Origin of the sequence: Paenibacillus sp. LC231 (assembly GCF_001860525.1) — a bacterium.
GTDB lineage: Bacteria > Bacillota > Bacilli > Paenibacillales > Paenibacillaceae > Paenibacillus_AQ.
On record NZ_JFOM01000049.1, the window covers coordinates 133,237 to 154,641 of the forward strand.

General features: G+C 52.2%; 16 protein-coding genes. 11 read left to right on the forward strand and 5 right to left on the reverse strand.

Translation table 11 applies throughout. The features are described 5' to 3' along the window. Positions 1-23: 23 nt before the first annotated feature. Positions 24-2,336 (reverse strand): helix-turn-helix domain-containing protein, encoded by a 2,313-nt coding sequence (locus AK95_RS26145; RefSeq protein WP_201259435.1) that lies wholly within the window; start codon positions 2,334-2,336, stop codon positions 24-26. A gap of 198 nt (positions 2,337-2,534) precedes the next feature. Here AK95_RS26145 and AK95_RS26150 point away from each other — a divergent pair, with 198 nt between their 5' ends. From AK95_RS26150 to AK95_RS26185, 8 genes are all read left to right on the forward strand, one after another. Next, the gene (locus AK95_RS26150) at positions 2,535-4,073 is read left to right on the forward strand and encodes an extracellular solute-binding protein (protein ID WP_071222844.1); all 1,539 of its coding nucleotides are present in this window, start codon (positions 2,535-2,537) and stop codon (positions 4,071-4,073) included. Positions 4,074-4,281: 208 nt separating this feature from the next. Further along, complete coding sequence (locus tag AK95_RS26155; RefSeq protein ID WP_071222845.1) at positions 4,282-5,817, forward strand: extracellular solute-binding protein; 1,536 nt, start codon at positions 4,282-4,284, stop codon at positions 5,815-5,817. Positions 5,818-5,967: 150 nt separating this feature from the next. Continuing rightward, positions 5,968-6,861 carry an ABC transporter permease gene (locus AK95_RS26160; protein ID WP_233355169.1) on the forward strand — a complete coding sequence of 298 codons (894 nt, stop codon included), beginning with the start codon at positions 5,968-5,970 and terminating at the stop codon, positions 6,859-6,861. A 20-nt stretch (positions 6,862-6,881) separates the two neighbouring features. Beyond that, on the forward strand, positions 6,882-7,760 hold the full coding sequence (locus AK95_RS26165) for a carbohydrate ABC transporter permease (RefSeq protein WP_071222846.1): 879 nt from the start codon (positions 6,882-6,884) through the stop codon (positions 7,758-7,760). 19 nt (positions 7,761-7,779) lie between these two features. Then, positions 7,780-9,219: a family 43 glycosylhydrolase gene (locus AK95_RS26170; protein ID WP_071223059.1), complete on the forward strand. Its 1,440-nt coding sequence runs from the start codon at positions 7,780-7,782 to the stop codon at positions 9,217-9,219. Positions 9,220-9,234: 15 nt separating this feature from the next. Further along, positions 9,235-10,353 carry a hypothetical protein gene (locus tag AK95_RS26175; RefSeq protein ID WP_071222847.1) on the forward strand — a complete coding sequence of 373 codons (1,119 nt, stop codon included), beginning with the start codon at positions 9,235-9,237 and terminating at the stop codon, positions 10,351-10,353. A 178-nt stretch (positions 10,354-10,531) separates the two neighbouring features. Next, on the forward strand, positions 10,532-10,849 hold the full coding sequence (locus tag AK95_RS26180) for a cupin domain-containing protein (RefSeq protein WP_071222848.1): 318 nt from the start codon (positions 10,532-10,534) through the stop codon (positions 10,847-10,849). Between the two features lie 77 nt (positions 10,850-10,926). Further along, complete coding sequence (locus AK95_RS26185; protein ID WP_071223060.1) at positions 10,927-11,736, forward strand: alpha/beta hydrolase; 810 nt, start codon at positions 10,927-10,929, stop codon at positions 11,734-11,736. 84 nt (positions 11,737-11,820) lie between these two features. Here the strand turns inward: AK95_RS26185 and AK95_RS26190 are convergent, their stop codons facing one another. The 3 genes from AK95_RS26190 to AK95_RS26200 are packed head-to-tail and all read right to left on the reverse strand — an operon-like array spanning position 11,821 to position 15,081. After that, positions 11,821-12,924: an ABC transporter permease gene (locus tag AK95_RS26190; RefSeq protein ID WP_201259436.1), complete on the reverse strand. Its 1,104-nt coding sequence runs from the start codon at positions 12,922-12,924 to the stop codon at positions 11,821-11,823. Continuing rightward, entirely contained in the window at positions 12,890-13,912 is a 1,023-nt protein-coding gene (locus AK95_RS26195) for an ABC transporter ATP-binding protein (protein ID WP_071222849.1), read from the reverse strand. Before AK95_RS26195 ends, AK95_RS26190 begins: the two co-directional genes overlap by 35 nt. 5 nt (positions 13,913-13,917) lie before the next feature. Further along, a complete protein-coding gene (locus AK95_RS26200) occupies positions 13,918-15,081 on the reverse strand; it encodes a COG1470 family protein (protein ID WP_071222850.1) in 1,164 nt (387 codons plus the stop codon). 228 nt (positions 15,082-15,309) lie between these two features. Between AK95_RS26200 and AK95_RS26205 the strand changes: the two genes are divergently transcribed. The 3 genes from AK95_RS26205 to AK95_RS26215 all read left to right on the forward strand — a co-directional run bounded on the left by AK95_RS26205 (position 15,310) and on the right by AK95_RS26215 (position 17,910). After that, complete coding sequence (locus AK95_RS26205; RefSeq protein ID WP_071222851.1) at positions 15,310-15,915, forward strand: RNA polymerase sigma factor; 606 nt, start codon at positions 15,310-15,312, stop codon at positions 15,913-15,915. Beyond that, positions 15,890-16,786, forward strand: coding sequence for an anti-sigma factor (locus tag AK95_RS26210; RefSeq protein WP_071222852.1), 897 nt, complete (start codon positions 15,890-15,892; stop codon positions 16,784-16,786). The genes AK95_RS26205 and AK95_RS26210 overlap by 26 nt, the downstream gene beginning before the upstream one ends. An 89-nt stretch (positions 16,787-16,875) precedes the next feature. Continuing rightward, positions 16,876-17,910 carry a dienelactone hydrolase family protein gene (locus tag AK95_RS26215; protein WP_071223062.1) on the forward strand — a complete coding sequence of 345 codons (1,035 nt, stop codon included), beginning with the start codon at positions 16,876-16,878 and terminating at the stop codon, positions 17,908-17,910. 172 nt (positions 17,911-18,082) lie between these two features. On the opposite strand, the gene AK95_RS26220 is transcribed toward AK95_RS26215, so the two are convergent. After that, positions 18,083-21,337: a carbohydrate-binding protein gene (locus tag AK95_RS26220; RefSeq protein ID WP_071222853.1), complete on the reverse strand. Its 3,255-nt coding sequence runs from the start codon at positions 21,335-21,337 to the stop codon at positions 18,083-18,085. Between the last annotated feature and the right edge of the window lie 68 nt (positions 21,338-21,405).

Genomic DNA, 21,405 nt, shown 5'->3' on the forward strand with positions numbered 1-21,405 from the left:
AATCTGATGCCGTTTTTTAAGGCTTATTGTCCGGTTTTGTATTTGCTGCGATATTGACCGGGCGTCATCCCCTCCAGCTTGCGGAAGGAGCGGATAAAGTTCTGCGAATTGTTGTAACTTAGCTTCTCCGCAATATCCTTAATGGGCATGTCGGTCTCGACAAGCCATTTCTTGGACATTTTGAAGCGGTACTGGGACAGGTATTCGCTGAACGACATATTGGTTTCTTTTTTGAACACGCTGCTAAGATAAAAATTGTTGTAATGGAGGCGGGAAGCACATTCCTCGAGTGTAATATTGCGATCAAACTCATTGCGGATGATCTCGATCATCTGCTCGGAGAGATTCTGGTATTGAGAGTCCTGGCGATCCCGGAATACACTAACCATCGGCCGGATGATGCGGGATTTAAACCAGCTTTCGATATCGTGATTGGTGTAGAGCCGAAGAAGCTCCTCCACGAGAGAGCTGTCCCGGATGTCGAGCTGCTCGAGCATGATCCCGTTCTCTTGCATTACAATCATCAGATCATTTAACAGCCGGATGAGCGAGATTTGATAATCATGCGGGGTCCGATCCTTCCGAAACACTTCGAGCAGCCACTGCTTTAGAAGCTCCGCTGCTCGATCTTCATCAGCCAGCTTGATGGCATCAATCAGCTCGTTCTCCACCTGCATCGGGTAGAAATAGACCCGTGTGTGCTTGCCCGAGTTCAGGCTGAAATAAGGGATAATGACACCGGTTCCCAGCTTGATGCGGTGTTTAAGGGCTTCGAGCCCTTCCTGGTAAGCGCGTGCCGTTTTGGATAGGTTCTCGTAAGGCAGGCTGATGCCGATGCTGACCTCCAGATCGAGAACACTGCGCGTCGTCTTCTGGATCTCCTCCGATAATGTATAGATATAGTCATTGAATTCTTCCAGCGTGATGCCGCCTCGTCCGATGAGCGTCACCTGTGTGAGATCGATAATGACAGAGGGGAGGCGATGGGAGGAGGGGATCATCTCCTCGATGATATTGTTGATGGCAAACAGCAGCAGGTCACTATCCTTGCGCTCATACCGGGTTTCGTCCAGCATATCGATCTGGAGGGTAAACACCGCCAGGTGCTCCCAAGCGGATATCTGCTCCTTGAAGCCAAACAGCTCGATCTGCTCCATGACTTCGGGCGGACTGCTCTTGCCCAGAAACAGCTTATGGAGAAAAAAGGTGCGCACCTGCTGGCTGGTCTGCCGAAGCTCGCTGCGGAGCTTTGTGTTTGAATTGAACATATCCCGGATATGCTCATCGATGATTTGCAGCTCGCTCTTTTTGTTGGCTTGGATTTCCGGCAGACGCTCCACGATATTTTCAAAAATGTGCCGGATGGGCGTGTACATCTTCCGCGTTCCAAGCCAAACCAGCAGAATGCTGAAACCGATCATCAGCATGCAGATATACAGCGTAAACCAGCCGATGGAGCGAGACTCCTTGGTAATGGCGGACATTTCGGTAAAGGAGGCATACAACCAGCCGTTAAAATCGGACCGGACGAACGTTACGGACACCGGCTTGTTGTCAATCTTCGTCTCGAACTGCCCCGATTTACTGTCAAAATGGTCCAGCTCCGTCTCCGCATACCCGGTATCGGTCAGATATTGCCCGAGCTTTCCTTGCTCGGGATGTACAACGATCCGGTAATTATGGTCCAGAACCATCACCTCCCGGGTTTCGGAAGGGGTATCCATCATAGCCGCAAGACTGCAGCTGGGAATGGTGGCGAGTGCGACACCCCGGGCGCTGGAGGAGGAGAGCGGCATTTTCTTCACCAGCGCAATCGTGTAGGGGCAGGCATAACTGAGCGTATCGCTGGACCCGAGAGATTCCGTTTCGAGCATCACCCAATTGGAGTTCCCTTGAAGCTCCATGAGTGTCAACAGCGCATCCTTGGAAGCGTATTCATTAAATTTGTACATGCCCCGGTTATTGATCAGCCAGTTGGTTGTCGTGTTCGCAAGGATGACGTCTGTAACCTTGGTCTCCGGAGATTGCAGCAGACTCATCTCTTCTCTCAGTTTGTTATACAATTGGAAGTCATAATAGGACAGGGGCCGATACAACGCGCTTTGCAGAATATTGGAATTAATGACGTAATTCAGTGTATAATCCACAGTCCGCAGCACCTGTTCGAGATTGCTGTTCGTTTGATTCATAATCTGGATATTGCTGCTGTTGACGTGATTTTGGACGGAGGTGGATGATTTCATGAACGAGAAGAAGCCGAGGGCCACGAGAGGAATGATGCTGATGAAACAGCCGTACAGGACCATTTTAGAATAAAAGCTACTTTTTGGATGCAATAGGTACACCTTCCTGTTTAACAAAGTGTATAATCATTGTATGGGCAACCCGGGTTACATTCAATAATCATTTCAAAAAGAATAATCACTGTATTTGATCATCACGGTTTGTCATGAAAAAAGATGTACATATGTTAGGATCATCCCAAACACACGGGATCCGCAAGAAACATGGGGGAACGGAGGTAGAACGGATTGATGACCCGTCTGTCAAACTATGTCATTCTTACGCTTGCTATCCTGATGGTGTCGGCCGCGTGCATCAGCATGGCACGATCATCGGGAGCGGATGGCGGAAGTACGTCTTCTGATCGCAAAACCAGCATTTCAATTATGGCCAACCTGCACACCACCGAGGTTCCCTCCGATCGGATCGAGAAATGGATCGAGGAAAAAACGGGCGTGCAGCTTAACATTCAGTGGGTACCCGACGGGAGTTACGATGAGAAGGTGTTTGCTTCGCTTGCAACAGGGACTTTGCCGCAAGCGCTGTATCTGAAGAATGCCGCATCCTTATCCTATTTCAGGGATGAGATTCGGAGCGGGCTATTCTGGGAAATCGGCCCGTATCTTAAGGACTATCCGAATTTGCAGAGATTGAAGCCCGAGGTTTTGAAGAATACGGCCATCGACGGTAAACTCTACAGCCTGTACCAGGAGCGAGCCTTAGCCCGTTCAGGCATCATTTACCGTAAGGACTGGGCAGATCGCCTTGGGCTATCGGCACCGGAAACGCTTGATGATTTATATGAAATGTTGAAAGGGTTTACATATAACGATCCGGACAATAACGGTATCGATGACACCATCGGTTTGACGGATCGCAACGATTTAATCTACGGGGCTTTCAAGACAATAAGCTCCTATTATGGAACACCGAACAATTGGGGATGGTATAACGATTCATTGCAGCCGGAATTCGTCTTTCCGAAATATATGGAAACGATGAAGTTCTTCAAGAAGCTTCATAACGAAGGACTGATCAATGAAGACTTCCCGATTACCAGCAAGACCGACCAGCTGGAGCTGTTCGTAACGGGAAAAGCCGGGGTTTATATCGGCGCGATGGGAGATGTCCTGTCCCTGGAGTCAAGGCTGCTGGCGAATGATCCCAAGGCAGTGCTGGACGTTCACAATCGGGTTCTCGGGCCGGAAGGGTACGGGATATGGGCTTCGCAGGGGTACGGGACGGTGATTCTGTTTCCGAAGTCCGCGATTGCTACGGAAGAGGAGTTGAAGAGCGTACTCTCCTTCTATGACGCGCTGATGAGTCCTGAACTTGCAAACCTGATGTATTGGGGAATCGAAGGGATCCATTATACCGTTCAGAATGGCAAAGCGATGGCGGTGGATGCCTTTGAATTAAGGGAAAAGGATGTAAAGCCCTATCAGGCTTTGATGGCCGGAGGATTCAGCACCATACCGGGCATGCTGCAGCCGGTTAACACGAATCAGGTTAAGGATAAAGCCGAGCGGCTGATTTACGATAATGAGAGTTTCCTCATTTACGATCCCACCGCACCGCTGGAGTCTCCAATGTATAACGAAATTGGCGTCAGGTTGAATGAACGCATACGGGATGCCACCTATCAATTTATGTTAGGAATGATCGATGAGCAGGGTTTCGAGGCCGAGATCGACCGTTGGCTGGAAGAGGGGGGCAGGCAGATTATCGAGGAATATAATGCTTCCTACCGAAGCACGGTCGGACCCTATTTACATGATAAATACCGCTAGGGGATTAATGTCCCCGGCGGTATTTTTGTTTTGCACTGCGTGAGCGATCTCATTGACAACATAATCATTAGATTTGATTCCGCAGCATTAAATGTCGGGCGTGACCGAACTCTCCATATCCAATCTCAGGATTATATACGTACCGGGCTTCCCTCAACTAAGCTGTTTCTTGTCAGTCCCTATTCAAATTTAAAACGGAGGTCAGAAGATGAAGAAGAAGAAAGCCAGTACCATCCTGGCAATTGTAACCGCTTTATCCGTGTTGGCTGGCTGTGGCGGCAACTCCGCCCCTGCAGCAACCGGCAGCTCAAACGGAAGTTCGGCCCAAGGCGAGAACAAGAACGAACCGGTATCCATCTCGATTATGGCCAACCTCCATACCCCTGAAGTTCCCTCCGACATGATTGAGAAGCTGCTGGAAGAGAAAACGGGCACCAAGCTCGACATTCAGTGGGTGCCGGACGGCACTTATGATGAAAAGGTCAATGCCTCCTTTGCAACCGGAACGCTGCCGCAGGTGACGTACCTGAAGAATGCCGCTTCGCTTGTGAATATGCGTGATGCGATCCGTAACGGGCAATTTTGGGAAATCGGGCCATTGCTGGATCAGTATCCGAACCTCAGCAAGCTGAAACCTGAAGTGTTAAAGAACACGGCGGTGGACGGCAAAATCTATGCGCTTTACCGTGAAGTGCCTTTGTCACGCCAGGGCATCATTTACCGCAAGGATTGGGCCGACAAGCTTGGGCTCAGCGCCCCGACCAATGTGGACGAATTCTATAATATGCTGAAGCAGTTCAAGGAGAAGGATCCTGACGGCAACGGCAAAGATGACACCATCCCGCTGACGGATCGAAATGACCTGATTTATGGCGCATTCAAAACGATAAGCTCGTGGCTCGGCACGCCGAATAACTGGGGCGAGAAGGACGGTAAGCTGGCTCCCGAATTTATGTTCTCCGAATATATGGAGACGATGAAATTCTTCAAGAAACTTCACCAGGAAGGTCTGATCAATCAGGATTTCCCGGTTACCAGCAAAACCGATCAACAAAATCTGTTCATTACCGGAAAGTCGGGCGTTTATATCGGAGCGATGGGGGACGTATCCAGCCTTCATCCCAAGGTCGTCGAAGTGAATCCGGATGCGGAGCTCGATGTTCAGAATAAAATCGAAGGTGGCCCGAATGGCTTCGGAATCTGGTCGGTTCCCGGCTATGGCTCGGTGATTCTCTTTCCGAAAACAGCGATCAAATCGGAAGAAGAGCTAAAGGATGTGCTTGCCTTCATGGATCAGTTGATGAGTACGGAACTTGGCAACCTCATCTATTGGGGGGTTGAAGGACAGCATCACAAGCTGGAGGAAGGCAAGGTGATCCCTTCGGAAGACACGAAGCTGACTGATCGCGAAGTGAAGCCTTATCAAGCCATGCAGGTCGGTGGACCGTTAACGATTGAAGGATTTTATGAGGCGAAGCATATGCTCCCGGTCAAAGCGAAATCCGAGGAAATGATTATGGAGAATAATGAATACCTCATAGAGGATCCTTCGGCTTCACTGGATTCCAAGACATTTAACGAAAAGGGCGTACAGCTGCAGGAGATGATTAAAGACGGCACGTATCGATTTATGCTTGGCGATATCGATGAGGCCGGATTCCAGGCTGTGGTGGATAACTGGCTTAAGAGCGGCGGTCAGCAAATCATCGATGAGTTCAACGTTTCCTACGAATCTTCCAAATAATGAACAAGCCAGCATCCCGAACGGCCGGAGACTGCAATGCTGCAGTCTCCGGCAGGCTTCGGGACAGAAAGGAAGTCTGAGATCATGAGCGAAACCGCAGTGAAGACCGGGTTGAGCAAGAGCGCCCGTAAAATACCGGAGACCGGTCGAATGAGAAGAATAATAAAAAACCGGGCGATCTACCTCATGATTCTTCCGGGATTTTTATACTTCCTGATCTTTAAATATATCCCGATGTCGGGATTGATCATAGCCTTCCAGGATTATCAGGCTTATCTCGGCGTTACGGGAAGCCCCTGGGTGGGGCTCAAGCATTTTGAACGGCTGTTTACCGAGCCGATGTTTTTCACGATTTTGGGCAACACGCTGCTGCTGTTTTTTTTGAACCTGGCATTCTATTTTCCGGTGCCGATCATTCTTGCCTTAATGCTCAACGAGGTTCGGCGCGAAGTGTTTAAACGTTTTATCCAGACGCTGGTGTACATTCCCCACTTCATGTCTTGGGTTATCATCGTATCCATTTCGTTTGTCATGCTTTCGATGGATCGCGGCATCATTAATGAATTGCTGGTTATGGCCGGATTCGAAAAAATCAATTTTCTGATGAGCAGCGAATGGTTCCGGCCGATGTATGTCCTGCAGATTATCTGGCGGGAGGCAGGCTGGGGAACAATCATCTATTTGGCTGCCATGGCGGCGATTGATCCCGGTCTATACGAAGCGTCCCGGATTGACGGGGCGAGCCGCTTTCGGCAAATGTGGCATATTACGCTTCCTTCGATTCGAAGCGTGATCGTCGTTTTGTTGATTTTGAAAATCGGCGACGTGCTGGAACTTGGGTTCGAACATATCTATCTCCTCTTAAACTCGATGAACCGGGATGTGGCGGAGATATTCGATACGTATGTTTATACCGCAGGTCTTAAGCAAGGTCAGTTCAGCTTCAGTACGGCGGTCGGGTTCTTTAAATCGCTGATCGGTCTCATTCTGGTAATGCTGGCCAATTGGCTGGCCAAAAAAGCCGGAGAAGAAGGCATCTATTAACTACAGAAAGGTGGACCGTTATGGTACAAGATAAAACGATATCGAGCCGAATCTTCGATATCGTGAATTATACGCTGCTGTTGATCATTGGCCTGGTTACCATCCTGCCTTTCCTTCACGTCATCGCCGGATCCTTCACAACGGTGACGGAGCTGGCGCAGAAGCAGTTTGTCCTGTTTCCGACCGTTTGGTCCCTTGATGCTTACAAATATGTGTTTTCAACCAATACGGTATTTCGCTCGCTTGGCGTTTCCGTTGGAGTCACCTTCTTAGGCACCTTGTTCAGCATGCTGTTAACCTGCTTGATGGCCTACGGGCTGTCGCGCAGGGATCTGGATGGCCGAAATTTCATCATGTTCATGGTCTTGTTCACGATGCTGTTCAGCGGCGGAATGATCCCCACGTTTCTCGTGGTGAAGGAGATGGGGCTGATCGATACGTATGCGGCGCTGATTGTCCCTACAGCGATCAATGCCTTCAATCTTATCATCATGCGAAACTTCTTTCAGAACCTGCCTGAGGGACTGGAGGAATCCGCGAAGATCGACGGGGCCGGCGATTGGGGCATCCTGTTTCGAATCGTGATTCCGCTGTCGATGCCTGCCATTGCGACCATATCGCTCTTTTATGCGGTTACTTACTGGAACACGTATATGTCGGCGATTCTGTACCTGAATGATGCGGCCAAATGGCCGGTGCAGGTCATCCTGCGGCAGATCGTGATCCTGGCCAGCGGTTTGGCGGCGGACACCTCCGGCATGGACGAATTTGTCCGACCGCCGGAGCAGACGGTGAAGATGGCGGTCATCGTCATTGCTACGCTTCCGATTCTGTGCGTGTATCCGTTCCTGCAGAAGCATTTTGCGAAGGGTGCGCTGCTGGGTTCCATCAAGGGATAGAGAGGAGCGAAGGTTGGTGTTGGAAAAGAAACGATATGCGCCGATCATTGCCGGCAATTATGCGGACCCGTCGATCATCCGGGTCGGCGAGGATTATTACATGACGCATTCCTCCTACAAGCTGACGCCCGGGCTCGTTATCTGGCATTCGCGCGATTTGCTCAATTGGAGCCGAGTTGGGGCTGCGCTGCCCCACTACGAGGGGAATGTGTGGGCGCCGGATTTCGTAGCGCATAACGGGATGTATTATATTTATTATCCGGCTGGGCGGACGAACTGGGTCGTGACCGCGTCCAGTCCGGCGGGACCGTGGAGCAAACCGATCAATCTGGGGATCAAGGGAATTGATCCAGGGCATACGGCAGGACCGGACGGGAAGCGTTATTTGCATATGTCAGGCGGTGATTTTGTAGAGCTTACGGCGGACGGACTCGCGATCGCGGGTGAAGTCAGACATGTGTATAACGGCTGGCGGTATCCGGACGATTGGGTCGTGGAGGCGTACAGCCTGGAGGGGCCGAAAATTACCGTTCACGATGGTTATTACTATCTGACGGCAGCCGTCGGAGGGACGGCCGGTCCGCCTACAAGCCATATGGCCGTATCGTCAAGATCCAGAACGCCATGGGGGCCCTGGGAACACTCTCCGTACAACCCGATTATCCATACGGAATCCAGGGATGAACGCTGGTGGTCCAAAGGACACGCCTCGTTGATCGACTCGCCGGACGGCCAGTGGTGGATGATCTACCATGCTTATGCCAATGGGTTCCATTCACTGGGCAGACAGACCTTGCTTGAACCGATCGAATGGACTTCCGATGGATGGTTTCGTGCTGCAGGAGGCCGTGAGAGTCTTATTGACCAGTACGATCGGCCGCATGATGAAGGAGAAGCCAATGCTGGGAATCAAGGAGCCTCATTCAGGGATCCCTTTGACGGTCCTGAGCTGGGGTTGCACTGGCAGTGCGAAGGCGTGGAGCCTTCTGCACGGTTCCGTCCGGGGAATCATGAATTGGTAGCCGAGGCCGCCTCCGAGGAGGAAAAATCTTCTCCGCTGCTCTATATGGCGGGCCATAAGCGTTATTCAGCAGAGGTTGAGATCATCGTGGAGGGTCCGGCAGAAGGCCGCCTGCTCCTCTATTATAACGATGCGGCATATCTTGGTATGGGAGTCAACGAGCATGGAGTGAGGCATTTCCGGTCATTCAAGGGCTACGGCACGATGCAGAACCATACTCGCAGGGCTTTTTTGCGGTTGGTTAACGATGCGCATATCGTTTCATTCTATTACAGCTTCGATGGGGTGGAATGGATCCGGTATGACAAAGTGGCAGATGTTTCAGGATTCCATCACAACACGTTTGGCGGGTTTCAGAGCCTCCGCATCGGACTGGATGCCGTCGGCAAAGGCACGGTGATTTTTCGGGATTTTTCATATAACGTCATCATCAGCTGAAAGAAGGGATAGGCCATGACAAAGGGATTAGAGAACATTCTGGAGGGGGGCGACAGGCTGTTTGAAGGTTTCTTCGAATGGCTCGAAGGACAGTATGACGCTGCTTCCGGCGGTTTTTATTACGCCCGCAGTTCCAGGGATGCCGATGCGTTCACGACGGACATCGAATCGACGGCACAAGCATTGAGCATTATCGAGCGCTGCGGACTTCAGCAAAGGCTGACCGATGACATCAAGGCGGATCTTGTGCGTTTTTTCCAGTCCAAGCAAGACCCTGGGACGGGGTATTTCTATGATGCTGATCCCAAGATGAGAAAAGACGATGTGATGGTGGGCCGTGCACTTGGCTACAGCGTAGGAGCACTCCGAACGTTGGGCGCAGCCCCATTGCATCCGTTGCCGGGTAATCGGAATATGGCTCCGGCATACTGCCGCGCTCCTGAGGCTTATGCGGAGTGGCTGCGTTCCATCAGTCTTGCGAACAGCTGGCGCGGCTGCGACCGGCTGTGTAACTCAGCACCCTATTTATCCCAAATGCCGCAGGATGAGAGGGAGCCGTTTTTACGTGAGGCGCTGTCGTATTTTGAGAGCATACAAGATCCGGAGACGGGGCTGTGGGGCGAAGGCACGCCTTATGTCCGAATATCGGGAACCTTCAAGCTGTTGACGTTCTATAACCGGTTTCAGGCTCCACTGCCGCAGACGCCGGAAATATACCGGTCCCTGCTGCACGCTTTGCGGAGCGAGAAGGCCGTTGACATGTGTTATATTCGGAACCCGATCAGCCTTCTGACCTCGATGAAGCTGCTGATTCCGGAAGAGGACGTTCTGGAGATCGCGGAAATCACCTTGCGGAATATGGCGCGGCTCAAGCGGGCGGACGGCGGCTTTTCCAGGGAAATCGATCACTCCCCGCCGGCACCGAATGTGGCTCAAGTGAAGCAAGGTGAGTATTATCCTGACATGCCGGAGGCGGTTCCACTGGGCAAGGGTGAGATTGAAGGGGACATGAATGCGGGAACACAGGCGATTCTTATCCGCTATACGCTGCATGAGCTCGGGGGGCTGCAGGGACGAAAGCTGGATATTGCGGATTCTGTGTTCTCATCTCTACGAGCAGGTACGGGTAGATGATCTATGAGCCAGGACCTCTAGATGTATTGGATCAGTCAGCCGGGATGACGCTCTGAATTTTTATGACTTGGATAATAGGAATACATAGGCCCTTCGGCGAAGAAGTATAAAGGTTTTTTTATTTAATGAATCGATGAACACGTAAATTCGGTACTTGGATTAGCAGAGGAGGAGGAGCATGGCGCAAATCGGCGTTTGGGAACAAGCGGAGCCTGGGGTGACAAGGAAGGTGTTTCAACCCGGAACGGGGCTGATGATGATGGAGGTGCATTTTGAAGAAGGGGCGGAAGGTGCACTGCATAGTCATCCCCATGAGCAGATGAGCTACTGCCTGAAGGGTGCCATCGAATTTTATATCAACGGTGAGACGACCCTGGTGCGGCAGGGAGATACCATCGTCATTCCCGGCGGGGCGGAGCATGGGGTAAAAGCTCTGGAACCTTCCGCTCTTTTGGATACGTTTACACCGCTGAGACTGGATTTGCTTGGTCTCTGAGTGCCTAAAGCTGAAAGAAATGTTGAAGAAATGAATGGATAGACGACTGGATATGAAGACAGAAAGGAATGGATATGATGAAACTTTGGGAACAGGATATTCCAGGACATGAATCGGTGGAAGAGAAGTTCATACCCTACATGACACCTTATCTATTACAAAATGAAACCCCTCACGGAGCCGTGCTTGTGCTTCCGGGGGGCGGGTACGAGCGGCGCGCGGATCATGAGGGTGATCCGATTGCCATGTGGCTGAATTCAATTGGGCTATCCGCCTTTGTCGTTCATTACCGTGTGGCCCCTTATCGCCATCCCTATCCGCTGGGCGATGCCCAGCGTGCAGTCCGGCTTGTAAGGCATCACGCCAAGGAGTGGAACGTCGATCCGGATCGTATCGGAATCCTTGGGTTCTCAGCAGGCGGACATCTCGCGGCGAGCGCCAGCACTCATTTCGACGAAGGAAACCCGGAGGCCGTGGATGCTGTGGACCGGCAGAGCTCCCGCCCGAACGCTTCCATCCTGTGTTACCCGGTCATTTCTTTTAAGGATTATTACCATGAGGGCTCCATGACCAGGCTGTTGGGAGAGAACCCGCCGGAAGAGTTGAGAAATGCGTTGTCGCTTGAGCTTGCGGTGAAACCGGAGACCCCTCCTTCCTTTCTATGGCATACCGCTGACGACGGCGCGGTTCCCGTTGAGAACAGCCTTATGTATGCCAAAGCGTTAAGCAAGCAGCGCATCCCGTTTGAGCTTCATGTTTTTCCGGAGGGCCGGCATGGTCTTGGTCTTGCGGAAGAAGATGCCAGTGTTTCGCAATGGACGGGCCTGTGCGCGGGCTGGCTGCAGAAGATCGGATTCCTGTCGCAAGCGGTCGTGCAGGGAAGGTAGGACTGAGCAGCATAACTTGAGAACTCATGCAAAAAACAAGCTCATCTGAAAAATTCATATGAGCTTGTTCGCATAACCTAAAGATCAGGACCGGCCTCTAATCTCCTGTCGGAGGAACAGGACGTAAGAGATGGCGAAGCAGATCAGCGTGGCTGCGGTCAGTCCGGTAATTTGCGGCCAGACGAGCAGCAGGCTTTGACCAAACGGCAGCGGACTAGCAATGGCACCGTACACCTGCTCCTGCGTGAGCGGTCCGAGATTGCGGATGGACGGCATCAGCAGAGTGCTCGTTGCTTCATTAAACAGGGTATATGGCGACAGCCGGCCAAGCCAGAGCATCAGATTCTGATAGCTCATGACATCATGGGCCGTGGCTGAGGCGGAGTCCGGAGCCAATCCTCGTGCCAGCAATTGCAGGATCATATCAAAAAAGAAGCTGAAGAACAGCCAGACCGCAATGCTTGACAGGGCGGAGGTCGCCGGCTGGCGGAATCTTACGGAGAACATAATGGACAGATTCAGCCAGAAGCCAACGTAAAAAATGGTCACGACCAGAAAGCTGATGGTTCTCAAAAATTCCTCGAAGGTTGGCGGTATGCCGATAATCAGGGTGCCCAGCGCCATGGTCAGCAGCCCGAGCGTGATAAACATGATGCTGATCACGATCAGGGAAGCGGCAAACTTCGCATTGAGCAGGTCGTCGCGGTGAATCGGCTGGGCCATGATTCGGCTGAGCGTCCCTTTGTTCCGTTCACTGTTGATGGCATCAAAGCCCATGCCGATTCCGAGCAATGGACCTAAGAAACCGACAAATCCGATGAAGGTCGGAAGGGTTCCGTCCGAGAGGGTGAACAGTTTCAGGATGACAAAATCATCAACCCCGTTCTCCGAGCCGAGAGCTTCCCGGATGCTGTTCATAGCCGTATAAAGCGAAGCCACGCAGGTTAAGGCAATGATGCCCAGCAGTAATATGAAGCGCCAGCTCCGGATATGGTCCGCGATCTCTTTGCGGACCAGCACGCCGAAAGCTGAAGGCGTGGTCGATTTGACTGATTCTCCTGTCGCTAATTGACCGGGCGTGTTGGTTCGCTTGGAAAATGTTTTTTTGATGTTTTCAGAGTAGGACTGCAGCCGGCGGCCAATGTCAGCCAGCTTATCCTGTACGCTCGGCGCTCTTCGCTCTGCCATGCTCATCACCTCCTGCAAAATAACGGTGGTAGATTTCATCCAAACCGTACTGCTGGCGGTTCAGCGAGAACAGCTGGACACCTGCATTCACAACCGCTCGGGCAATTTCAGGGCTGCAATCCCTATCGGCCCGGATCAGAACCCTAGCTGGAAGGTCTCTGATCCGGGTGTACGCATGCTCAGCCGGATCGCTTTCGACAGCCGGAACCTCGATCAGGTGAACCCCTTCGATGGCGCTGATCTCATCCCGCAATTCGGGCCGCAGCTCATTCAGCTCCACCGTGATCATAATCGGATCATCGGCGAACAGGGTCCGGGACAGCCCCTCGACATCCCCTTCGGCGAGAAGCCGTCCCCGCACGAACAGGCCGACGCGGTCGCAAATCTGCTGAACCTGGTGCAGCTGGTGGGACGATAGCAGTACGGTAAGGCCCTGCTCACGGCTTAGCTTCCGTATCAAACGCAGCAGCTCCTCCATTCCTGTTGGATCGATGCCCAAGGTCGGTTCATCGAGGATGATAATCTCCGGGGATTTCATCAAGACGTCCGCGAGCCCGAGCCGCTGTCGCATCCCGCGGGAATAGGCTCCTGTCTTCTTATGGGCTGCCTGCGTGAGCCCGACTTGCTCCAACAGCTCCAGTGCCCTTTCCCGGGCTTGGGAATCGGGGATTCGATTCAGCCGGGCCGTTAGCATCAGGTTCTCCAATCCGGTTCGGTCCTCGTAAAAGCCGACGTCATCAGGCAGGTATCCGACCCGCCGCTTGACCGGGATCGGTTCTCTTGTCGGATTGAGGCCGAGCACGTTAATGGTTCCTGAATCCGGTTCGCTGAGTCCGAGCAGCATCAGGATCGTGGTGGACTTGCCCGCACCGTTCGGGCCGAGCAGACCGAAGATCTCGCCGCGTTTAATTTGGAGGGATAAACGGTCTACCGCCTTCGTTTCGCTGTAACTCTTCGTTAATTCGTGAATGTCAATGACCGTATCCATCAAGGTTATCTCCTTCCGTATTTACGAATGAGAACATAGATGCCTCCCAGAATAGCAACAATGACAAGCACGCCGATCCAGCCCCACAGCATGGAGCCTTTGACGGCAACGCGGAATTGGGCGTCGGAACTTGCTTCAGCCGCGGCGGCCTTCAGGTTGGTGACATAATCACCCGCAATGGCTTTGTCACTTGACGTCAGTTTGGCCTCAACCGTTGTGGATTTGCCTGCGGGCAGATTTTCGATCGTTTTCGGGTTGAAGCTTACTTCCCAGTCCACCGGCGTATCGGAGCTAAGATTAATATCCGAGAGAGGTGCGGTCCCCGTATTCTTGACCAGCAGCTCAATGGTTTTGCTGCCGCCCGCATTGACGTTTGTACTGAGCAAACCGCTTGGTGTTGTAAGCTCCAGCCCATAAGATCCCGTAATGACGGCTTCCAGCGCAAGCTCGGAGGATGTCGATGAATTGGAGGCACGGATCGGAATGGAGAAGGAACCTTCCGTCACTTCGGCAGGCGGTTTGATATCGACGGTGATAGATTGACTTGCACCCGCTTCGATTTCGACGGAGGATACCTGCTTGCCGCCTGAGGTGAATGTAACGTTCCAACCCGCCTGGGCATCGGCCTGGAGGGCATAGTTTTGTTTATTGGCGGTTCGGTTTTGCAGATTCACCGTGTAGGTAAACGTGGAATCGGCATGCCCCTCCAGATTGGCTTGATCGGTTGTGAGCTCGGTTTGATAGGTTCCTTTTTCCGTGATATCCACGGTTAATGGCAGACTGGCCATGGATCCCGCCGTTACTTGAAACCGGTAGGAGCCTTTATCTACTTTGAGCGGTACGGTAACCTCCAAGGACACCGATTCCGATTCGCCCGGCTTCACGGACACTTCTTTCAGCTGCCAGCCTCCGCCGTTAAGCTTGGTGCTCCAGCCGCTCGGCAGGCTGTTGATTTGGAGCGGGACCGTAATGACGCCGCTCGTATTGTTTTTGACTTCAAGGGGATAATTGATGACTTCCCCCGGTGGAACGGAAATCGAGGTGTAAGGTGTGTACAAGGTGATTTCCCCGGCGGCGAACGCGGTATTTCCTCCACTAAACAAGTAAGTACCCAGGATGAACAAGAGCAGCAGGTTCAGCTGCTTGGTTCTCTTTCTAAGCAATTTCATGACACTACCCCTCCTAATTTATGATTCATAATGAGTACGTTGGAAGCACCGGGTTTGGATTTATCGGAAAGATTAAAATTACCTAAAAAATTCATTAAAGGAAGCTGAAAAGTGCCCCGGTTTATTCAAAAGACAAGGAGCGTTTGCTAAAATATTGATCGGAAATGGCCGTGCGCAGGCAGGCCATCATGATGTATGAGAGGAGAACAGGTTAGGGGGAGTTCGGGGATGAACGATCATTCTGCGATGTGGCTGGAGGAGATTGCAGAAGGTTCGGCCACAGCGTTCCGGCGCTTCTATGATACCCATGCCCGCCTGGTTTACCGGCTGGCTTTGCAGATGACCAAGGATCCGGCCGAGGCGGAGGAACTATGCCAGGATATCTTCATGGAAGTGCTGCATAAGGCGGATCAGTATGATCCTGCACGCGGAAGCGTTGAGGCTTGGCTGGCCGTGAGAACGCGGTGCAGGGCGATGGATCGGCTGCGCAAACGGCAGCGTATGGCTGAAGCCGAATGGATGGAAGAGGCTCTGCCGGAAACGGCATGGGGCGAAGGTCAGGAATCGGTAGAGCTGGCCGCCTTGCGCCGGGTGGAGCTGGAGCAGGTAAAGGAGGCGCTTCAGGGGATTCCGCCCCTTCAGAGGATGGCGGTTTACGGGAGTTATGTCGAGCAGCGCTCCCACCGGGAAATGGCGGAATTGTTAAACCGGCCTGTCGGAACAGTTAAATCTTTAATCCGGTACGGCATTCACAATGTCAGGCGGCGGCTGGAAGCGATGAGCGGGAAGGAAGGGGGGAGCTCGCAGCATGAAACATTCAAAGCAAGACCATGAGTTTCTCGCTCAAGACAACGTTGACTGCCCGTTATACCCCGAGGAAAAGCTTGTTGATTACGTTATGAAGCGATTGCCGTACGCGGAGCGCATGAATATCGAGCGACATCTTAAAGAATGTGAGATATGTTCCGGGACAGCGGCGGAATGGGCGAAGCTAATGGGGGCTGTAGATCTCGCCATGCCTTCTTATCCTGTCGATGAACATGAGTCACAGCTGGATCGAGGTTGTGATCATGGAGAACCGCTCGTCAGATCGACACAGCCGGCAGGCGCGGGAATGGCCATTGGTGAGTCAACGAATAAGAATAAATTCTCTGATGAACCTATGCCTCAAAGCCGGGTGCGCAGCAGGCTCATGCGTGCGGCTTATATACGGTCAATCCAAGGCCGACTCCGAATCAAAAAGCACGTTGTCCTGCAGGCGTTGTCGGGAGCGCTGCTCATTCTGTTGATTGCGGGTTTATTCATCATGAAGGGAAACGAGGGGCAGACTCATGCGGCCTTCGAACATGCGGTAAGCCAGCGCATTGCCGATATGCAAAGCGAGGATACCGAGCGGTATGTCATACAGCCGATTGAACCTTTCTACGGCAGCGGCTCAGTATGGTTGAAACGCGGCTCGGGAGAAATGCTGATCGTTGTCAATGGCCTGCATTCCTTGGAGGAGAAAGACTATCAGGTGTGGCTTCAGGATGAGGATCGGCTGTCGAGCGCAGGTTTTATGCTTGTACAGGGCCCGCAGGGAAAGAGCTATTACTACGGTTACGGAGCAGAGAAAGCGAAGCGGATTGTCGTCAGCATGGAGCCCAAAGGGGGAAGCCGGAGACCGACCGGGCCCGAAGCCGTTCTGGTGAATATGGGGCCTTGATGCCCAGATATACAGGTGAAATGCATGATCTGATCCAGGGGAACACCTTGTCTAAAAACAGGGAGTAAATGGAAGGCGGTGAATATGGGATGTGGCGCGCAGATGCTTTGCTGGAATCCATGTATAACGAAGCAATGGGACGAACGAAAGACAGGCAGGTTTCCATGAGTGCTGAAGAGCGCAAAGGGCATTTGAAGCAGACGCTTCGGCAATTGATCGGCGAATTCGAATCCAATGAGAGGCATAAGCCTGTACTGCTCGAACAGGTGCAATGTGATGGGTACATTCGGGAGAGGGTGGAGCTATCCGCCATACCGGGCGTGTCCTTTGCGGCATATGTATTAATTCCGGAAGGGAATCAGATGAAGCCGATGCCAGCAGCCGTCGCCGTTCATGGTCATGGCTATGGAAGCAGGGAGATTGTTGGGCTGAGGCAGGACGGATCAAGCGATCCCGATACACCTGGTATACATCGGCATTTTGCTGTCCAGTTGGTAAGACGAGGCATGGTGGTGATCGCTCCGGATGTTGCCGGTTTCGGTGAGCGGCGCCTTGATGCGGATCTCGCGCGGAATCCGGATGCCCCGAACTCCTGCCACCGGCTGTCCACCCAGCTGATGATGCATGGCAAGACGCTCGCTGGTCTCCGCGTAGCCGAGACGCTGAAGGCACTGGAGTACGTGGCCGAACGCCCGGAGGTTCAGGCTGACCAAATCGGCATCATGGGTTTTTCGGGAGGCGGGCTAATCTCGTTCTTGAGCGCGGCGCTGGATGAACGAATACGGGCTGCCGTGCTTGCCGGGTACCCCAATACTTTCAAGGACAGCATTATGGCGATGCAGCACTGTCTATGCAATTACATCCCCGGCATCCTGAACCATGCCGAGCTGCCGGAATGGTTGGGACTGATCTGTCCCAAGCCCTTGTTTCTGGAGTCTGGAACCCATGATCGGATATTTCCTGCTGCCGGCTTTGAAGCAGCAGCTCATGAGCTCAGGGAAATATATCGGCGCACCGGTGCGGAGGAGAGGCTGCGAACTGATCTGTTCCCCGGAGCACACGAAATTAGCGGCCGGTTTTCGTACGACTGGTTGTTTGAAAGGCTAAGCAGCCCGGACTTGTGAAGGCTATCTAGTTTACCTAGCCTCTGCTTATCAGTACTACGTGTGACAGGCCTTGCGCGTATGGACCGCAAGATTCATTAGTACAGGTAAATTAAAGCAAAAAGTGACTCCCAAATCATCAGGAGTCACTTTTTTTATATGTTAGCATGGTTGCCGCTTTAGCGTATTTTGTTTACTTCAAGCCAGCCTGCCAATCTTGGAGCAGGAAGTCAGCATCGGTATTCAATGCTGTTTTGGCTTGATCACTGACGTTACGCCCCATCGCCTCCTTGTTCAGGTGCTTGGTGAAATTCAGCATATGCTTGACAGCCTGATCCTGTCTTCCCTTATCCAGATGATGCTGTACCTGGTTAAGTGCGTTGGTCAGCTGAGGAATGATCGCTCCGCGTACATCTCCTGAATCCACGAATCGGGCGATTAATTGCTTCATGGAATGCACGCTCGTGATGACTTGGAACTGGATTGTTTTCTGAAGCTTGTTACCGGAGCGGTCTTCAGTCGTAACGGTTGCCGTTATGTCGCCCAATTTCCCGGCCAGATCGATGTCGATGGCATCCTTGGCCAATGGATCCAGCGTATAGGCTTTGCCGTTGATGGTTATTTCGGCAAATCGAATGGCGGAAGTGTCCATGATTTTGAAGCTGAGGACCATGTAATCCTCCAAAGCATCGCCATCTTCAAAGCTCTTTCCATTGGCGGTCAGAGAGAAGGAGGGAGAATCGGTAACCTCGATGGTGACTCCCTGCGAAACATTCCCGGACCGATCAACGGACCGGATGAAGAGCGAGTAATCCTTGCCCGCCTCGATTCCCCGTATCACTGCTGTTTGAATTCCCCGATTCACCTCGATGACGTCGCCGACCTGCTGTCCATCGCTCTGCAGCGTAATTTGCACTTTTTGAGCATCGATATCATAGGGACCATCCCAAGACAGCGTGATGCTGCCTTCGCCGCGCTTCGCCTGAACATTCTCTACCTCCCCGGGAGCAATATGGTCCTCTTCAGGTATAGGAGGAGGTGGAGTTTCTGTAAATACGGCCGGATCGCCAAATGTGAATTTATCCAAGTTATATAACCAGTCTCCCCCTTTAAAAGACAGGAATACAATATGTTTTCCCGTTACAGGGGCAGTTACATCCGTCGAGAAAACTTTGAAATTCTGCCATCCGCCGGTCCCGGAGACGGTGGCTGTTGCAATGACCGGACCGCCCAGACTGTCCAGTCTGACCTCGACCGTCCCGCCAGCCGTGGCGCTGGCTGCGTTGACATGGAATTGCGTAGGGCTTTCGCTGCCAAAATCGATATAGTTGTACATGGCATAAGGGTTATTCGGACCAAACATCCCGGCCAGGTAAGTTTCCCCGCCGCCGGTTTCTCTGCCGAACCCTACCCCGTTCGTATAGTTTTCTGCTTCCAGCTTGCCGGAAGCATCCCTTGCTTTTCCTTTCATGGTGGTAAAGGTGAACCACTCCAGATTGAGAGGATAGTCGCTGCCGTTTGCTCCCTTGAAAACCAGGTATACGTCATGAACGCCTACAGCCAAGCTGTCATCGATATTCGCCATGATATCGACCCAGTTATCCCAGCTTCCCAGCGCCGGAATTGGAACGACACCTGCGGTAGGTCCATCCAGACTGTCCAATTTAACCTCGATCGTGCCGCCTTGATTTCCGCTCGCCACATGAACAGTGATACCAGCCGCGCCGGATCCAAAATCAATTCCTTCATAAGAGGCATAGGCATTGTGATGGATTCCGTCCAAATATCCGAACTCGGCATGTTTGCTAAGTCCTTCGCTGCTGTCATAATTTCCGGCCTTCAGTTTGGCATAGGCGTCAGTTTCCGTCGGATCCGTGGTCGTAAATTGAATCCAGTTTAAATTGAATAAATAATCGTCATTCGTCTTGGTGAAGACAAGATACAGATCATGGACGCCAGTTATCGTGCTTGGCGCTCCTTGTTCATCCTTAAGGAGGGTGACGGCATCGATATAATGATTCCAGTCGCCCGTTCCCTCTACGTTCAACGTCCCGACTTTGGGGCCGTCCTTGGAATCAAGCCGGATCTCGATGTTACCTCCGCCCGTTCCGCTGGACGCTCTGGCAATGAAGCCGATCGCGCCTTCTGATCCGAAATCCACATTTTTGTAAGCGGCATAAGAGCCATGCTGGATCCCGCCTAATTGCAGCGAGTCTTCGAACGCCCCTTCCAGAACGAATCCGGTCCCGATATTGTAGCGTTCCGCTTCGATTTTCTCGAAGGGGTTTTTAACGGCATAACGAAGCTCCGCTTCCATCGGCTTGATCACGTTTAAAGCTTGAACGGCAGCGGCTGAAGACCAGGATTCATAAGTTCCGGACAGCAGCTGTCCCGCCCAGTTTCCATCCACGATATGATCCGCATTGCGGTGGCTCCAGGCCATCTCGACATTGAATGCAAGCCATTCGTCGAATTCAGCGCTGAATTCCGGGTATTGGCCGGTTTCATCCAGCGTCTTTTGCAGATGGGCCAGATTTCGCATCAGGATCGTTTTGCCGCCTTTCAGATCTCCGTTAGGTCCTTCGTAATTCAACACCCCGTTTGAATCCACCAGATGGTTTTTGGTGAATTTAGCGGCCTTGACCGCGTCATCGAGGTAAACGGCATTTCCGGTCGCTTTATACAATCCAACGGCCGACCCGATGTATGTACCCTGGTTGTAGTGGGTAGCATCCGGAACCGCGCCATGCTCAATTTCGATCCGGTCGAACACTTTTCCGTTTCCGTCCGTCAGCATCGTTTTGCCCCATCTGAATATTTTGGTTGCCGCGTTCAGATAATGTTCATCTTTCGTAATATCATAAAGATAAAGTGCAGCTTGCGCCGCCGGGAAATTAATGCATGCATTTTTGGTATTATGCTCGCTGTTCAGCCACCAAATGCCGCCGCTTGCGAACTCTTCATCCCACTGCGTATCGTACACGAAATCAAAATGATCTCTTGCGGCCTCCAAATATCTTGGATTCCCGGTGATTTGATAGGCTCTGGCGCTTCCCATCGCCCACCACATAATATCGTCATTGAACGGGTTATTCGTCCAATCTTGGCCGTACTTCGCAACGGTGCCGTCATACACATCGTCGATCTGCGTTTTAAGCTCGGCTTTCAAGGCGGGATCGGATGTATGCTGATACGCATCCATGACCAATTCCCACAGCTCTGCTTCCACCCAGAAGTCCTGATGCTTTTCGCGCTTGGAGTCCTTCCAGAACATCTTGGCGTTTGGATCCCAGAATGTATCGTTAAATGCTCTCATCGCTGTATCCCCATCCGATGCGGTATAGGCGTAGGCCTTGGACGACCCGATGCCGGGCATGGAGCCGAGCATGAGCGCGATAGCCAGAGGCAGCGCCAGAAACTTGAATAGTTGACCTGATTTGAGTGACATGAATGTTCCTCCTTTATTTTCAAATCGAAGCCGATCCGTTCCATTCATGATCGGCTTCATGAGTTTAG